This window comes from Moraxella sp. HMSC061H09, assembly GCF_001809255.1.
Taxonomy (GTDB): domain Bacteria; phylum Pseudomonadota; class Gammaproteobacteria; order Pseudomonadales; family Moraxellaceae; genus Moraxella; species Moraxella catarrhalis.
Window position 1 is genome coordinate 169,120 of sequence record NZ_KV796834.1, and the last position, 16,428, is coordinate 185,547.

General features: G+C 42.5%; 15 protein-coding genes. 7 read left to right on the plus strand and 8 right to left on the minus strand.

All coding sequences use genetic code 11. The features are described 5' to 3' along the window. Positions 1 to 165: 165 nt before the first annotated feature. The 3 genes from HMPREF2573_RS01240 to HMPREF2573_RS01250 all read right to left on the minus strand — a co-directional run bounded on the left by HMPREF2573_RS01240 (position 166) and on the right by HMPREF2573_RS01250 (position 3,539). Entirely contained in the window at positions 166 to 1,137 is a 972-nt protein-coding gene (locus HMPREF2573_RS01240; RefSeq protein WP_070472288.1) for a tRNA dihydrouridine synthase, read from the minus strand. 4 nt (positions 1,138 to 1,141) lie between these two features. Beyond that, the gene (locus HMPREF2573_RS01245) at positions 1,142 to 2,629 is read right to left on the minus strand and encodes a UvrD-helicase domain-containing protein (protein ID WP_038520138.1); all 1,488 of its coding nucleotides are present in this window, start codon (positions 2,627 to 2,629) and stop codon (positions 1,142 to 1,144) included. A 166-nt stretch (positions 2,630 to 2,795) separates the two neighbouring features. Next, positions 2,796 to 3,539, minus strand: coding sequence for a UTRA domain-containing protein (locus tag HMPREF2573_RS01250; protein WP_003663407.1), 744 nt, complete (start codon positions 3,537 to 3,539; stop codon positions 2,796 to 2,798). A gap of 477 nt (positions 3,540 to 4,016) precedes the next feature. On the opposite strand from HMPREF2573_RS01250, the gene HMPREF2573_RS01255 reads away from it, so the two are divergent. After that, on the plus strand, positions 4,017 to 5,732 hold the full coding sequence (locus HMPREF2573_RS01255) for an FMN-binding glutamate synthase family protein (RefSeq protein ID WP_003670007.1): 1,716 nt from the start codon (positions 4,017 to 4,019) through the stop codon (positions 5,730 to 5,732). 201 nt (positions 5,733 to 5,933) lie between these two features. On the opposite strand, the gene tatC is transcribed toward HMPREF2573_RS01255, so the two are convergent. The 4 genes from tatC to hisIE all read right to left on the minus strand — a co-directional run bounded on the left by tatC (position 5,934) and on the right by hisIE (position 8,321). Beyond that, on the minus strand, positions 5,934 to 6,677 hold the full coding sequence (gene tatC, locus HMPREF2573_RS01260; RefSeq protein WP_003661123.1) for a twin-arginine translocase subunit TatC: 744 nt from the start codon (positions 6,675 to 6,677) through the stop codon (positions 5,934 to 5,936). Beyond that, entirely contained in the window at positions 6,674 to 7,210 is a 537-nt protein-coding gene (locus HMPREF2573_RS01265) for a Sec-independent protein translocase subunit TatA/TatB (protein WP_003661125.1), read from the minus strand. The genes tatC and HMPREF2573_RS01265 overlap by 4 nt, the downstream gene beginning before the upstream one ends. Beyond that, positions 7,207 to 7,440 carry a Sec-independent protein translocase subunit TatA gene (gene tatA, locus HMPREF2573_RS01270; RefSeq protein ID WP_003661127.1) on the minus strand — a complete coding sequence of 78 codons (234 nt, stop codon included), beginning with the start codon at positions 7,438 to 7,440 and terminating at the stop codon, positions 7,207 to 7,209. The genes HMPREF2573_RS01265 and tatA overlap by 4 nt, the downstream gene beginning before the upstream one ends. Positions 7,441 to 7,511: 71 nt before the next feature. Beyond that, on the minus strand, positions 7,512 to 8,321 hold the full coding sequence (gene hisIE, locus HMPREF2573_RS01275; protein WP_070472291.1) for a bifunctional phosphoribosyl-AMP cyclohydrolase/phosphoribosyl-ATP diphosphatase HisIE: 810 nt from the start codon (positions 8,319 to 8,321) through the stop codon (positions 7,512 to 7,514). Between the two features lie 257 nt (positions 8,322 to 8,578). Here hisIE and rpmI point away from each other — a divergent pair, with 257 nt between their 5' ends. From rpmI to HMPREF2573_RS01290, 3 genes are all read left to right on the plus strand, one after another. After that, the gene (gene rpmI, locus HMPREF2573_RS01280; RefSeq protein WP_036331620.1) at positions 8,579 to 8,773 is read left to right on the plus strand and encodes a 50S ribosomal protein L35; all 195 of its coding nucleotides are present in this window, start codon (positions 8,579 to 8,581) and stop codon (positions 8,771 to 8,773) included. Between the two features lie 28 nt (positions 8,774 to 8,801). Next, entirely contained in the window at positions 8,802 to 9,158 is a 357-nt protein-coding gene (rplT, locus tag HMPREF2573_RS01285) for a 50S ribosomal protein L20 (RefSeq protein WP_003661132.1), read from the plus strand. Positions 9,159 to 9,527: 369 nt separating this feature from the next. Beyond that, positions 9,528 to 11,804 (plus strand): nitric-oxide reductase large subunit, encoded by a 2,277-nt coding sequence (locus HMPREF2573_RS01290; RefSeq protein ID WP_003663410.1) that lies wholly within the window; start codon positions 9,528 to 9,530, stop codon positions 11,802 to 11,804. A 175-nt stretch (positions 11,805 to 11,979) separates the two neighbouring features. Here the strand turns inward: HMPREF2573_RS01290 and HMPREF2573_RS01295 are convergent, their stop codons facing one another. Then, complete coding sequence (locus HMPREF2573_RS01295) at positions 11,980 to 12,513, minus strand: Rrf2 family transcriptional regulator (protein WP_003656885.1); 534 nt, start codon at positions 12,511 to 12,513, stop codon at positions 11,980 to 11,982. 380 nt (positions 12,514 to 12,893) lie between these two features. On the opposite strand from HMPREF2573_RS01295, the gene nirK reads away from it, so the two are divergent. The 3 genes from nirK (at position 12,894) to HMPREF2573_RS01310 (ending at position 16,393) form a co-directional block, all read left to right on the plus strand. Then, positions 12,894 to 14,402 (plus strand): copper-containing nitrite reductase, encoded by a 1,509-nt coding sequence (gene nirK / locus HMPREF2573_RS01300; RefSeq protein ID WP_003656881.1) that lies wholly within the window; start codon positions 12,894 to 12,896, stop codon positions 14,400 to 14,402. 322 nt (positions 14,403 to 14,724) lie between these two features. Next, entirely contained in the window at positions 14,725 to 15,561 is an 837-nt protein-coding gene (locus tag HMPREF2573_RS01305) for a formylglycine-generating enzyme family protein (protein ID WP_003663412.1), read from the plus strand. Positions 15,562 to 15,697: 136 nt separating this feature from the next. Then, the gene (locus tag HMPREF2573_RS01310; RefSeq protein WP_070472294.1) at positions 15,698 to 16,393 is read left to right on the plus strand and encodes an SCO family protein; all 696 of its coding nucleotides are present in this window, start codon (positions 15,698 to 15,700) and stop codon (positions 16,391 to 16,393) included. Positions 16,394 to 16,428: the final 35 nt, after the last annotated feature.

The following is a 16,428-nucleotide window of genomic DNA, read 5'->3' on the forward strand; positions in this document are numbered from 1 at the left end:
TCACACAGTTTTATAAATCTATTTAGATAAATCGCTTGGTTTTGGTATATCTTAGTTTTGGTATACCTTGGGGCTGTGGATTGTATTGTAAAAAATGACCGATAACACGGATGATACTCAATGTGATCATGTCTTTCATATCTTTTAGTGTTTTAAAAAATATGCTCAATGGTGATGAGTACTTTGGATAATTAATTGCTCAATATCACTTTTATTTTTGAGTTTTTTGACCGCTTGCCATAGCTGATGTGCTTGAGTGTAGCCTTTGGTGAGCATCGCAAGCCACTGTTTATAGCGTCCAATAAGACCGTTTTGGTTATCAGTGATATCATTAATAAAGCTTAGTTGATGCTGACATAGGTCTGCCCAACCCAAATCAGACTTACCTGCGATGATGGCTGTTAAGTCAGGGCGAGTGACCGCTCCACGCCCGAGCATGAGATGATGGGTTTGTGATTGAGCGATGCAGCGTCTGGCATGCCCAGCATTCCAAATCTCACCATTAGCAATGATGGGTAATCCTAAGTCATTAAAAGGTGCAATTTTTTCCCAGTAAGCAGGTGGCTTATAGCCATCGACTTTGGTGCGTGCATGAACCGTTAGCCAATCTGCACGAGCATCCGCCACCGCATGGCCAATCTCAGCTGATTGACTGGTATCAGTATAACCAAGGCGAATTTTAGCAGAAACTGGAATTTGAGTTGGTATTGCGTCACGCACCGTACGAATGATGGTATATAGTGTTTTGGGTTCTTCAAGTAAAACCGAGCCGCCTTTATGATTGTTCACGGTTTTGGCAGGACAACCAAAGTTAAGGTCAATGGCTTTAGCCCCCAAACTAACCGCCACCAAAGCACTGGCTGCCATGGTTTCAGGGTTGTTGCCCAAAAGCTGTACATGTACAGGCGTGCCGCTGGCAGTGCAGCCTTTGGTGTGTAGCTCTGGGACATATTTATAAAAAACATGAGCAGGCAGCGGGTAGTGCGTAACTCGAATAAATTCACTGACAGCCCAATCATAAGGTGAACCCAAATCATACGCAATTTGGGTTAGGACACGACGCATTAACGGATCGGTCAGCCCTTCCATCGGTGCAAGTAGGCGAACAGGATTATTAAATAAGTGTGTCTTTTGCATGTGATTATCCCAGAATCAACTTTTTGTGTTGTAGAGCATGCAACAGATCGCTGATGTGATGAATGTCTAACAGGTTTTTGCCTCGTGTACAAGCCACATACAATAGGCGTAACTCTTCAGGCGTAATTTTAACAGCCAATGAGTTGATGTCATATAAAAAATCATCGCTGATTTGTACACGATTCCATTCAAGGCCTTTAGATTTGTGGGCAGTTGAGACGACATAGTCGGCATGACTTGGCATGGTCAGGCTATTAATCGCCTTGGTGATGGTGGTCGTGCCATGTTCTTCGATGAGCTTCACCCAAGTTTTTAAATCCCCACCCTCACCAGTTTCACTAAATTCTTGAACTTCCTGCCAGTGATTAAAGTAGGCAAGTTCAGGGATGCCAGAGGCAGATTTGCCATTTCTAAGGCTGTCAGCACCTTGACAAAATCTTAAAATTCGATGACTATCAGCCTGCAGAGCAACCTTATGCCCAAGCTTTAGACCATCAAGCAAATGGCTCATGGCAGTGGCATTTGTGCGGCATAAGATGGCATCTTTTGCACCATGAACCAAACTTTTAGCTAAGATTGAAGATTGATTGGGATTGCCCTTTAAGGGAATGTTTTCATTGAGTGCTTTTAAAAACACATTGGCAATTCTGGCAATCGGTTCACCAAAACGAAACGACTGCGTCAATAGTGTCTGTGGATAGGGCAGGCGTTTCATGGCGTTTAGAGCACCACGCCATTCATAGATTTGTTGATGAGCATCGCCAACATAGATGGTTTGTTTATCTTGGCGAATCAAAGCACCCATCATTAAAGGGTCGGCATCTTGAGCTTCGTCAAATAAAATGAAATCAGCAGGAATGATGGGATTAGACAGCGTCCACAATTTTAGATAAATATCATGACTGATGCCTGCTTGATGGCGTGGGTCAATGGATTGCAGCCAACGCTGTTCAAAAGCAGGATATAAGGTTTGTTGCAACATCTTAGCATCAGCATCGCTCATCCAATTTGGTGCGGTGATATGTCGTGGTGCAGGATACGCAGAAGAGGTCTTACAAAAGGTCGTGATGGCTTCACTGACGATATTAGCAAGCTTGGCAGGCGTGAGCGTCACTGGCTTTTTAATGCCATCAATGACCCGTTCGGTGCTGATGGCACGCAGTCCAAGTTCATTGGCTAAGCGAGATGGCGTAAGCCTAGGCAGGCTAATTTTGGCAGTCACATCACGATTGACATGGCGAAAAGCCAGCGAATGAAAAGTTTGGCAACGAATGTTGGGCGGGAATTTATTTTGTGCATCATGAGCAATGGCTTTATTAAATGCCAAATACAGCCCACGACCACGCAAATTTTCGCTGATGAGCTTAAGTGTCGTGGTTTTACCTGCACCAGCATAGGCGACAATTTTAAAGGATTGCCCAGTTTTTGCCATATCAAGTGCTGCCAACTGCTCTTTGGTGGGGGTTGGTTTTTGGTGGTCGTTATACATCATGGCGTGGATGAATGGATGGGTAAAAGTGCTTATTATACCACAGCTTAGCTAAAGCTTTGGTAGATTTCATGACAACCAATCACGCCGTATCGATTGATCCATTGTTTGATTGGTTAGTGTATGATGATTAAAGGCAATTTATAAATGGTTAGACAGATTAGACAGCCTATAGCGTCCCACTAAAAGAAAACCGACTGGCAGGGTGCCACATATTCACAAAAGTGACAAGCTTGCCTTGTGATTTGGTTTGTCGAGTGTGTAACAATGTGGGCTCATTGATGGGTATTTGTAGTATCTGACAAATGGTGTCGGATGCAAGTTTGGCATGGATTTGATAATCACCATATTCAAGAGGCACATGGTCAATCAAATAATCGCTGGTATTAACGATGTTAAAATCTTGATTGATAAAATCAGCAATGACAGAGGCATTAACCCAGCGTTCTTCATATTGAATGGGCAGGTCATCGCCATAGTGTGCGATGCAAACTTGGTATAGTTTATCAGTGTAAGCAGGCTGATTGTGAAAAAACAGCGTATTTAACCAATGGTTGTCAGGCTGATTTAATGCCATAAAATCAAGCGTCTTTTGTGTGATGACTTGAGCGTGATAGCGATGAAATCGCTCACGGATATCTTTGGCGATATTACGAACCTCAATATGGGCATTATTATACTTTTGCTGAGCTACATAAGTACCTGAGCCTTGACGACGCTCTAAAACACGCTCAGCTTCAAGCTCTTTGATGGCTCGATTGACTGTCATGCGTGATACACCAAAATCTTCAGCAAGCGTAATTTCAGCAGGAATCGCAACGCCAGAAGCCCAAATACCTGCATGGATATTATCCAAAATGGCAGTTTTGATGCGTAGATAGGCTGGGGCTTTATTGGGGGATTTGTTTGGCATAATCGGTAACTAAAAATTGGTTATTAAAATCAAACGCTACATCAAAATATCAGGGCTTGGCGTGCGTGCCATTGTAGTCAATATTTGATTAAAAATAAAGGTAGTTTTGGCTGATTTTATGACAGATTTTTAAGGTTACCGCAACATGAGTGATGCAGCTTGTGATTAACACATCATATCAATGCCAATTTATTAAATTTTTCAATGGCTTTATTATTATTGTTAAATGATTATGATAAATCAGCTATGATATAATAAGCTGTGTTGGCAATTTTTTATCAAAATGTTCATCATGCTTATGAATGTAATCGGTGTTATTAAGTTGTCATCAATTTCGATCAAATATCACCAATGGTAAGTATGCTCTAGCTAGTATTGATTTGTTGCTAAATTTTGACTAACCAAAAAATTAATCACCAGCGACCGTTTAACCCATTTTTTATGTCAGTCAAGCATCGGCTTTGCTTTGGTTTTTATATGACATATAACCTGACTAAATCACCCATGACTCCATCAAAACCTTCTCAAGATTCTGCCAATTATTTATTTTTGGTTCTGCCACGCTTTGCACTACTTTGGGTCTGTGTGGCACTGATTCCCGTTTCAATTTTATTTCACATTTGGTGGCTTTTGTTTATTGCTACCTGTTTGACTTGTCTTGGCGTGTATAATATCAGCCAAAAGCGTCATGCAATTTTGCGTAACTATCCCATCAGTGGGCATATTCGCTTTTTGTTTGAAAATTTTCGCCCAGAGGTACGCCAGTATTTTATCGAGGGTGACCGAGAAGAAGTACCATTTTCACGCATGCAGCGTTCAATCGTATATCAGCGTGCTAAGGATGTTGATAGTACTACCGCTTTTGGTAGTCTAAATGACTTGACCAAACCTGGCACAGATTGGTTTTTACATTCTGGTCGTAGCCATACAATTAAAAATCATGATTTTCGGGTGCGTGTTGGTAATGAACGCTGTCGACAACCATATGATTTATCGGTCTTTAACATCTCAGCAATGAGCTTTGGGGCATTGTCCGCAGCAGCGATTGAATCATTAAATAAAGGTGCCAAAGAAGGTGGGTTTGCACATGACACAGGTGAGGGGAGTATTAGTCCTTATCATCAAAAATACGGCGGTGATTTGATTTGGCAATTAGGGACGGCCTATTTTGGTTGTCGTGATGACAAGGGGCGATTTAACCCCGAGACATTTCGTCAAAGGGCGGCCTTGTCGCAAGTTAAGATGATTGAGATTAAATTATCACAAGGTGCCAAGCCTGGTAAAGGTGGCGTCTTGCCTGCCTCAAAAATTACCACTGAAATTGCATTGACTCGTGATATTCCGATGGGTATCGATTGTATTTCACCGCCTACTCACCCAGAGTTTAGTACACCCACTGAGCTTGTGCATTTTTGGCAACGCCTGCGTGAGCTATCTGGTGGAAAACCTATCGGCTTTAAGCTTTGTATCGGTATGCCGTGGGAGTTTATGGCAATTGTTAAAGCCATGATTAAAGAAGATAATTACCCTGATTTTATTGTCATTGATGGAGCTGAAGGCGGAACAGGTGCTGCACCCATTGAGTTTATGGATTCGGTTGGGATGCCTTTGGTGGACGCACTGATTTTTGTCCAAAATACGCTGGTTGGTGCAGGTATCCGTGACAAAATCAAGGTAGGCGTGAGTGGTAAGGTGATTTCAGGATTTGATATTGCAAGATTGATGAGTTTGGGTGCTGATTGGTGCAATTCAGCGCGTGGGTTTATGTTTGCTGTAGGCTGTATTCAATCTCGTTCATGCCATACAAATAAATGCCCAACAGGGGTTGCCACCCAAGACCCTGCACGCCAAAAAGCCATTGATATTCCTGATAAATCTCGCCGTGTATCTAATTTTCATAAAAATACCCTAAAGGCATTGGCTGAGATTGTTGGTTGTGCAGGTCTATCTCACCCAACCGAACTAAAACCACATCACATTGTACGCCGACAACCAGATGGCTGGATTAAGCTATTATCTGAGCATTATCAATTCATCGAAACAGGTTCGTTGTTAACGGGTGATTGTGGTCGCCGTGTGTTAGATGATATGTGGAAGCTTGCCGATCCAAACAGCTTTCAGGCGATGACGATTGCAGATAAGATTGTTGGTGCTGAAAATAAACGCAACCGCACGATAGAAAGTCTGTATTAATAAAAACTGATGGCAAATCAATTGACCAAGATAGATATCCAGTAAATGAGTGTCAAGCAATCAGAGGTTTCATGTGAAACCATCAAAAAAGCCAAGCCAACGGACTTGGCTTTTTATTTTTAAGGCGTGTTCTTAGTGTTAATTTGATCGCTACTTATTTGATTTTTTAGGCAAAATGGTTGGTTTTGGGTGGTGTTTATCCTATGGTGCTTTGGGTGTTTTGACTAACAATTTTGCCATGATAAGCCCAAGTTCAAACAGTAAACACATCGGAATGGCAAGCATGAGCATACTGGCACCATCAGGCGGTGTAATCACGGCGGCGACAGCAAAACAGCCCACGATAATGTAGCGGCGTTTATTTGTCAAACTTGCAATGCTGACAAGACGCATCAAAACCAAAATCAGCGTTACCACAGGAATTTCAAACATCACGCCAAATACCAAAAGGAGTTTTATCACAAAGTTTAGGTAACTGTCGATATCGGTCATTGGTAGCACATTGTCGGGAGCAAATACAACAAAAAATTTCAGTGCAGGCACTAATACGATAAAATAAGCAAATGTCACACCAAGATAAAATAAAGCAATGGATGAAAATAATAAGGGCAAGGCGGTACGCTTTTCGTGATGATAAAGACCAGGTGAGATAAAACCCCAAATCTGCATTAAAATAAAAGGTACTGTGATAAATAGTGCGGTAAAAAATGTCAAACGAATGGGTGCCAAAAAACCAGAGGCGACATCGGTGGCAATTAAGCTTGATTCATTGGGCAGTAGAGCGACCAAAGGATTTGAGATTAAGTCATACAGTTCACGGCTAAAGCCAACCAACGCCAAAAATACAACCAAAACTGCCAAAAAGATGCGGATAAATCGTCCACGAAGTTCGATAAAATGTGACATCAATGAGACATCGTCTGTGGGTGGATTGGGTGACTTCATGGGCGGCGGTTGGGTTGATTTAATAAGGGGTCGGCAATATGATTTGGCAAGTAGGGTGCAGGCGGTAGACGGCGACGGCGATCATAGCTACTCATCAAAAACCAATGGTTTATCATCGGCAGTGTGAGTGCTGCTCTGATAGCGTGGGTTTCTTGGAGGTTTTTATCATCATCACATTCTACCTGAATACCAAAATCATCATGATTGGGCAGCTCTTTGGCTGGCTGATTTTTTTGGGTATTTTGTTGTTGGGTCTTGGTGCGATCAAGTGACCGCTCTAGTGCATTCATTTGGGCTTTTATGCGTGCTTCAGACTGGCGAATCTCATCAAGCTCTTTTTTGAGCATTTGCTGGGTTTCAAGTAATTGTAGTTCATTAGTAATTTCAGTTTGAAGCTTTTGGCTGGCACGGTGAAACATGCCATACCATCGCCCAAGTGTGCGTGCAGCGACAGGCAGCTTATCAGGACCTAGAACAATCAAAGCAATGATACCAAATAAGGTTAATTCAAAAAAACCAAGATTACCAATCATAAGTCAGCTGAGCGATTATCTTTGGGTTTTTCGACTTTAACTTCTTCGGCAATGATAACTTTGCCATCATTATTGGTAATCTTTGGCTTTTCTTCTTCTTTGACAGCTTCTTTAAATCCTTTTACCGCACTGCCCAAGTCTTTGCCAGCATTTTTTAATTTGCTGGTGCCAAATATGATAACCACAACCACAAGTAAAATTAACCAGTGCGTAATAGAAAGTGAACCCATAAACTACCCCTTAATTGTCTTAATTGTCTTAATTGTCATTAAAAATTAGTAAGCCAAGCGTGATGATCGTGCTATTTTGTACGACTGTTTTTTTCTTCGATGCCTGAGATACCAAAACGGCGAGCCAGCTCATCAATGACATCTTGAGCAGATAAGCCCAATTTGGATAAGGCAACCATTTGATGAAACCAAGTATCTGCCACTTCATAAACCAAATCATGTGCCAGCTTATCACAGTTTTCGTTGGTATTTTTGGCACGCTCAAGCTCTTTGGCCGCAATGATGCTTTCAACCGCTTCTTCACCCACTTTTTCTAAGATTTTATTGAGCCCTTTATGGTATAAACTTGCCACATAAGAGTTGTCTTTATTGGCATTTTTACGCTCATTTAAGGTTGCATCAAGACGGCTAAGCACATCAGATGAAGATTGGGTTATGGTCGCTGTGATATTGCTAGCATTATTTTTGGTGGCTGTTTGTTGGTTGTTACCATAAATTTGATCAGGGTCTTTGATGACATGGTTGGTAATTTGCCAGTTGCCCTGATCATCGAGTTTTTTAAAAAAGCAGGAACGACGCCCTGTGTGACAGGCAATCCCACCAATTTGCGTGATAGATAAGATGATGACATCATGATCACAATCGGTATAAATATCATGAACAATTTGCGTATGCCCTGAGGTTTCGCCTTTATGCCAAAGCTCACCACGAGAGCGTGAAAAATAAACGGCTTCTTTGGTTTTTAAGGTTTGTTCTAACGCCATTTTATTTTGCCAAGCGACCATCATGACCTGACCTGTTTGGCGGTCTTGTGCGATGGCGGGAATGAGTCCTTGCTCATTAAACTTGAGTGTATCAAGCCAGTGTGTATTGATAGTCATGGGTATTTATTGGAATAGTGTTGCCATGTTTTGTAACATTAATGCAAGTCGCTGCACGAAAATTTGCTGTCTTAGGGTGTTTGTTTTAAGTGCTATTATAACGCTTGCAACAAGGCAAGTAAAGACAGATACTGCTTGTTTTATGCATCATAATTTGCTATAATTTTTTATCCCACCTTCCGCTTGTGTTGCTTTTGACATAGGTGACATAGGCAAAAAGGTTCATTGTTGGGATACCAACTTTAATTTAAGAGGTTATTATGAAACTTAAAACCAAACGCGGTGCCGCCAAGCGTTTCAAAAAAACCGCCAACGGCTTCAAGCGTAAGCAAGCATTCAAGCGTCACATTTTGACCAAAAAATCTCCAAAGCGTATCCGTCAATTGCGTGGTTGCGTCATGGTTCATGCATCAGATGTAGCTTCAATCCGTCGTATGTGCCCATACATCTAACAATTTTTGGATATTTTAGGAGAATAACATGGCTCGTGTAAAACGTGGGGTACAAGCAAACCGCCGTCATAAAAAAGTTCTAGCCCGTGCAAAGGGTTACTATGGTGCACGCTCTCGTGTGTATCGTGTCGCTGTACAGGCTGTCATGAAAGCTGGTCAATACGCATACCGTGACCGCCGTAATAAGAAGCGTTCTTTCCGCCGTTTGTGGATTGCTCGTATCAACGCTGGTGCTCGTCTAAATGGTCTAAGCTACAGCCGCTTGATTAATGGTCTTAAAAAGGCAAATGTTGAAATTGACCGTCGCATTTTGGCCGATATCGCCATGCATGATGCGGCTGCCTTTACTGCCATTACCGAAAAAGCAAAAGCTGCTTTGGCATAATCATAGCGTGTGATGGTTGGTCAACCATCACACTTAGGATTATCACCCAAAAACCATAATACATCATTGTATTATGGTTTTTTTATTGCTTGATTTATGGATATGAACTTAAGACATGAGCCTAACTGGTTGGTATTGATTTATTTATTTACATTAGCTCACAATATTGATGGAAAGTATTAACATGTATTTAAAATATATGTTATACTTTGCCTGTTAATCAATCATCGCTGACTTTAATTGTGCCTTTTTATCATTTTGATGATAACTGTTGAGCCAGTCAATGGATAACAGCAAGTATAAACCAGCCATTATTCAAGCGAATGATATATGTTTCATCCACCTAATGACACTATGAGGAGTATGGCAATGGGTGAATATAAAAAACATTGGTGGGGGCTTGTCATTACACTGATTATCGCCTTCATCTTATTAGGTTGGGGCGGTTTTGAGATTTACCGTACCACCCCGCCCATTCCTGATAAGTTCGTTGACTCATCAGGTCAAACTTTAATCACAAAACAAGACATTTTAGACGGTCAATCTGCTTGGCAATCAACAGGTGGTATGCAGTTGGGTTCAGTCTATGGCCACGGTGCGTATCAAGCCCCTGACTGGACAGCCGATTGGTTGCATCGTGAGCTGGTCGCATGGCTTAACATCAAAGCCCAAGCCGATCATGGCAAGGCGTTTGATGAGCTGACCAGCATTGAAAAAATGGGCTTACAACAACAGCTCAAAGAAGAGTACCGTGGCAGTAGCATGGGGTCGGACAACACAGTGATGTTATCCGACACTCGCATAGCAGCGATTAACCAAGTTGCACCTTATTACATTGATTTATATGGCGATACTCCAGAGCTTGCCAGCTCTCGTGAAAGTTTTGCCATGAAAAATAACACATTGCCTGATTTGACGGCTCGTCAAAATCTGGCTCATTTTTATTTTTGGACAGCGTGGACATCGTCCGCCAACCGCCCAGGAACGGTTGCCACTTATACCAACAACTGGCCGCATGAACCTTTAATTGATAATGTGCCTACCGCTGAAAATGTGATGTGGTCCATTGCCAGTGTGGTGTTCTTATTGGCAGGCATTGGTCTTTTGATTTGGGGTTGGGCATTCTTGCACAAACAAGAAGAAGATGACATTAAAGTAACCGTACCAAAACAAGACCCATTAAGCTTAATTGAGCTGACACCCTCACAAAAAGCCTTAGCCAAATACGCCTTTTTGGTGGTGGCGTTGTTTGTGGTGCAGATATTCTTAGGGGGCTTTGTGGCTCACTATACCATTGAAGGTCAAGACTTTTATGGTATTCCTGTGTCTGATTTTATCCCTTATTCTTTGGCTCGTACTTGGCACATTCAATCTGCCTTGTTCTGGATTGCCACCGCCTTTTTGGCAATCGGTTTGTTTGTTACGCCCATCATTCATGGCGGTAAAGACCCCAAATATCAAAAGCTTGGGGTGGATTTGTTATGGGTGGCATTAATCATTGTGGTGGTTGGCTCATACATTGGTCAATACCTTGCCATCGCTCACATCATGCCTGCTCATCTTAACTTTTGGTTTGGTCATCAAGGCTATGAATTTATTGATTTAGGGCGTTTTTGGCAAATCCTAAAATGGGTTGGGGTGTTGTTCTGGCTGGTCTTGATGTTGCGTGGTGTACTGGCTGGCTTTAAAGGTGAAGGCGATAAGAACCTGTTGTTCATCTTTGTTGCTTCTGTGGTTTGTGTGGGCTTATTTTATGGCTCAGGCTTATTCTACGGCGAACATACCCCGATTGCCATCATGGAATACTGGCGTTGGTGGGTGGTGCATTTATGGGTAGAAGGGTTCTTTGAAGTCTTTGCCACCGTGTCCATTGCCTTTATTTTTTATAACTTAGGTTTGGTGAGCAAAAAAATCGCCACAGGCTCTTCAATTGCGTCAGCTGCCTTGTTTTTATTGGGCGGTGTGCCGGGGACATTCCACCACTTATATTTCACAGGCACAACCACGCCAATCATGGCAATCGGTGCGTCATTTAGTGCTTTGGAAGTGGTGCCTTTGATTGTCTTGGGTTATGAAGGTTATGAACACTGGTCAATGCAACGCCATGCCAAATGGATGGAGCGTTTAAAATGGCCCGTGCTGTGCTTTGTTGCCGTGGCATTTTGGAACATGTTAGGTGCAGGTGTGTTTGGCTTTATGATTAACCCACCCATCTCACTGTTTTATCTGCAAGGTCTGAACACCACGCCTGTCCACGCTCACGCAGCTTTATTTGGCGTGTATGGCTTCTTGGCATTGGGCTTTGTGCTGTTGATTGTGCGTTATTTGCGTCCTGAATATCGCTTCAGTGATAAATTGATGAAAACTGGCTTTTGGGGATTAAACCTTGGTCTGTTACTGATGATTTTTACCAGCTTGTTGCCAATTGGTATCTATCAAGCCTATGCGTCTATCACCGAAGGCTTGTGGTATGCTAGAAGTGAAGGCTTCTTACAACAAGACTTTTTAGAAACATTGCGTTGGGTGCGTACCTTTGGTGATGTGGTCTTTATCATCGGTGGCGTGAGCATCGCTTTACAGGTGGTCAAACTGGTATTTGGTCAATCGCCAAAACACCCAAAACATGACACGCCCATCACAGACTAACCCTCGTGTGATGTCCAAAGTATTCGTTCTTATCAACAAAAATCCCTCAAATCATTGGGGGTTTTTTATGGTTTTTTTATGGTTAATAGCGGTTAGTTAATGATGGTTTGAATAAATCCAGCCATCATTGACCGCAAATGAGTCAATCACAAATGACCAAATCACAAATGTTAAGCTACCCATCATATAAAGACAAACAGTGCCTTAGCTCATCGGCGTTGCTGATGATGTCCGCCAGCGTATAGCTGTCCAAAACCTGCAAAAATGCCTTGGTGGCTTCGGCAAAAACTTGCTTTAAATGACAAGCAGGTGAGATGACACAAGACATGGCGGGTTGCCCCACAGACAAATCCAAAGTTTTGATTTTCCTCAAATCATTTGTCATCAAATTATCTGTCATTAAATCATCTTGTGCTGGCTCATCAGCAAAACACGCCACCACAAAAAAATCTGGCTCTGTTTGGCGAACGATGTTGCCAACATTGATGTTTTTGGGGTGCATTGCTAAGCGAATGCCACCGTTTTTACCCCGCGCACTGTCAACGACTTTAAGCTTGCTCAACTGATGAATAACCTTGGTCAAATGATTTTTAGAAATCCCATAGCTTTTGGCAATGTCATCAATGCGTACCAATTCATCATTATTGGGTATGGTCGCCAAATAAATCAGCACACGCAACGCAAAATCACTGTATTGAGTTAATCTCATAATCACACTCTGCAACCATGTTCATCTTGACACGCCATCGGTCAATCTAAAACACTCAATCTCAATCCATTCAAACGAAATCCATACAAATTCAAGCAAAAAAGCTAGAAATTTTAGCAATTTTAAATTAAAAATGACAATCATTATTATCTTTAATCATGTTTAATTTACATGATAAAACATTGATGTAAAAAGATTGAAAAATTGGTTTACTTTTAAGAAAAATGTATTTAAAATACATGTTAAGGATATGGCATTATACATGTGTTTGACATGTATTTTAAGTGCCTTTTCTAGGTATTTTAACTTTTTTGTGCTTTTTATTTTTATTGATGGCATTGAAGAAAATTACAGGCAACCTTTCTATAAGGAGAACCCATATGTCTAAGCCTACTTTGATAAAAACAACCTTAATTTGTGCCTTAAGTGCATTGATGCTCAGTGGTTGTAGCAATCAAGCGGACAAAGCCGCCCAGCCAAAAAGCAGCACGGTAGACGCTGCCGCCAAGACAGCAAATGCAGATAATGCTGCCTCACAAGAACATCAAGGCGAGCTGCCTGTCATTGATGCCATTGTTACGCATGCACCAGAAGTTCCACCACCTGTTGACCGTGACCACCCCGCCAAAGTGGTGGTAAAAATGGAAACCGTTGAAAAAGTCATGCGTCTGGCAGATGGCGTGGAATATCAGTTTTGGACATTTGGCGGTCAAGTTCCAGGGCAGATGATTCGTGTGCGTGAAGGCGACACCATCGAAGTGCAGTTCTCAAACCACCCAGATTCAAAAATGCCCCATAATGTTGACTTTCACGCTGCCACAGGGCCTGGCGGCGGGGCAGAAGCGTCATTTACCGCACCGGGTCATACATCAACCTTTAGTTTTAAAGCCTTACAGCCTGGTTTGTATGTCTATCACTGTGCGGTTGCCCCTGTTGGCATGCACATTGCTAATGGCATGTATGGCTTGATTTTGGTTGAACCAAAAGAGGGCTTGCCAAAAGTAGATAAAGAATACTATGTCATGCAAGGCGACTTTTATACCAAAGGCAAATATGGCGAACAAGGTCTACAGCCCTTTGATATGGAAAAAGCCATTCGAGAAGATGCTGAATATGTTGTCTTTAATGGTTCGGTGGGGGCGTTGACTGGTGAAAATGCTCTAAAAGCCAAGGTTGGCGAAACTGTTCGCTTATTTGTGGGTAACGGCGGCCCGAATTTGACATCATCATTCCATGTCATTGGTGAGATTTTTGATAAGGTTCACTTTGAGGGTGGTAAGGGTGAAAACCACAATATCCAAACCACGCTAATCCCAGCAGGTGGCGCTGCCATCACTGAATTTAAGGTGGATGTGCCGGGTGATTATGTCTTGGTTGACCATGCCATCTTCCGTGCCTTTAACAAAGGGGCATTGGGCATACTTAAGGTGGAAGGTGAAGAAAATCATGAGATTTATTCACACAAACAAACAGACGCTGTCTATCTGCCAGAGGGTGCCCCACAAGCAATTGATACCCAAGAAGCACCCAAAACACCTGCACCTGCCAACTTACAAGAGCAGATTAAAGCAGGTAAGGCAACCTATGACTCTAACTGTGCTGCTTGTCACCAACCTGATGGTAAAGGCGTGCCAAACGCTTTCCCACCGCTTGCCAACTCTGACTATCTAAACGCCGACCACGCTCGTGCCGCCAGCATCGTGGCAAATGGATTGTCTGGTAAGATTACCGTCAATGGCAACCAATATGAAAGCGTCATGCCTGCGATTGCTCTGAGCGACCAACAGATTGCCAATGTCATCACCTACACGCTTAACAGCTTTGGTAACAAAGGCGGTCAACTCAGTGCAGACGATGTGGCAAAAGCCAAAAAAACCAAGCCAAACTGATCTTAAAGTTTAATTAAGATATCCGCTGGTTTTCATTGAGCATCATGGCTGTCTTATGTGGCAAGCCATGATGTGCTTAATGGCTTTCATGCGTTTTGCCCAATGATGCCCAAAGTGTGTGTTTAAAAGCCATGCCAAAAGGTGTATGCTAAAAAGCACAAAAACTTGAAAGCACAAAAGCTTGACGCCAAATTAAGTGAAAGCTTAATAAAGTGAAAGCTTAATAAAGTGAAAGCTTAATAAAGTGAAAAGATTATTAAAGCGAAATTGTTAAAGTAATGTTAAAAGGTCGTTAAAAAATTTTGAATAAGGAGAAAGTCTGATGAGATTAACTCACACCAACACATTGGCTCACTTAACTGCGTGGGATAATGTCATCAGCTCTTTGGTTGTGGCTTTGGCAGCGTTTGTCTTATCACCCCAGCCCATTGCCCACGCCAAAACTGACACCAATGCCATGGCAAGCATCAAAGGTGGCACATATCGCCCTTTATACTTAAGTGAAGACAGCCCCATGGTTACCGTGGGTAATTTTCACATTGATAAAACACCCGTAACCAACCAACAATTTGCCAAATTTGTCGCAAATAATCCCAAATGGCAAAAACAAAACATCGCCAAGCTTTTTGCTGAACCTGACTATTTGGCTCACTGGCAAAAAACAAGCAAAGGCTATTATCCAAACTCAGCCGACATTGATAAACCTGTGGTGAATGTCTCATGGTATGCCGCCAACGCTTATTGTAAAGCGCAAGGCAAACGCTTACCTAAGATTGCAGAATGGGAATATGTCGCACAAGCGTCAACCACTCGCATCAATGGCAGCCAAGAAAAAGGGTATAACCAAACCATTTTAGACTGGTATACCAAATCTGCCACCATGCCATTAAAGCGTGTGGCCCAAAGCCCAGCCAACTACTGGGGTGTGTATGACATGCACGGCTTGATTTGGGAATGGACACAAGACTTTAACAGCAATCTGGTGTCAGGTGAATCACGAGCAGACAGCACATTAAACCAAACCATGTTTTGTGGTTCTGGTGCAGCAGGTGCACCCGACCCATCAGATTATGCCGCTTTTATGCGTTACGGCTTTCGATCAAGCTTACAATCTCAATTTGCCCTAAAAAGCTTGGGATTTCGCTGTGCAAAAGATTAAAAATCAGCCACGCTTAGACAAACGACCAGCAAAATTGCACAAAATGAACCAATTGGTTACAATCAATTAACCAGTGAGTTAACAATAACCACTTAGCATCTGTGGCAAAAAACGCCACATCAATCAGGAGCAAATTATGAAAAAACTCATCTTAGCCAGCAGCATTGCCCTACTTTTGAGTGCCTGCCAACAAACCGAACAAAAAGCCGACCAAACCACCCATGATGGCGAGGTGGTCTCCACAGAACACGCCCATGAACACGCTGCCCATGGCGACGCACACGGACATGATGGGCATGGTCATCATGAGCATGTTGAGTTGCCTGTGGCGGACACGCCAGCACCTGCCTTAGAAGAGTCAGTATATCTGGTGGAAGGCGATTGGAAAGACCAAGATGGCAACGCCTTTGACTTAAACAGTTTGGCAGGGCAAAAACAAGTGGTTGCCTTTATCTTTACCAATTGTAAAGAAGTCTGCCCATTTATGATGCGTAGCATGAAAAACATTCAAGACAAACTGCCTGAAGAGGTGCGTGCCAACACAGGATTTTTGGTGGTGAGCTTTGACCCTGAGCGAGACCCCCCAGCCGTTTTGAAGAACTTTGGTGAGCATTACAAGGCTGATGAACATTGGACTTTCTTAAATGGCAGTGATGATGATGTGCGTACGCTTGCCAACACCATGAATATCCGCTATCAACACGCTGAAGGTGGTATGATTAATCATTCTAACGCCATCATGGTATTAGATGAGCATGGCAAAATGATTGAGCAAGCCAATGGCACAAGCACCGCAGGTGAAGATGCTGTTGTGGCTGCATTAAAACAATAAGCGTAGGCAATATCAAACGATAAACCCAATGAATA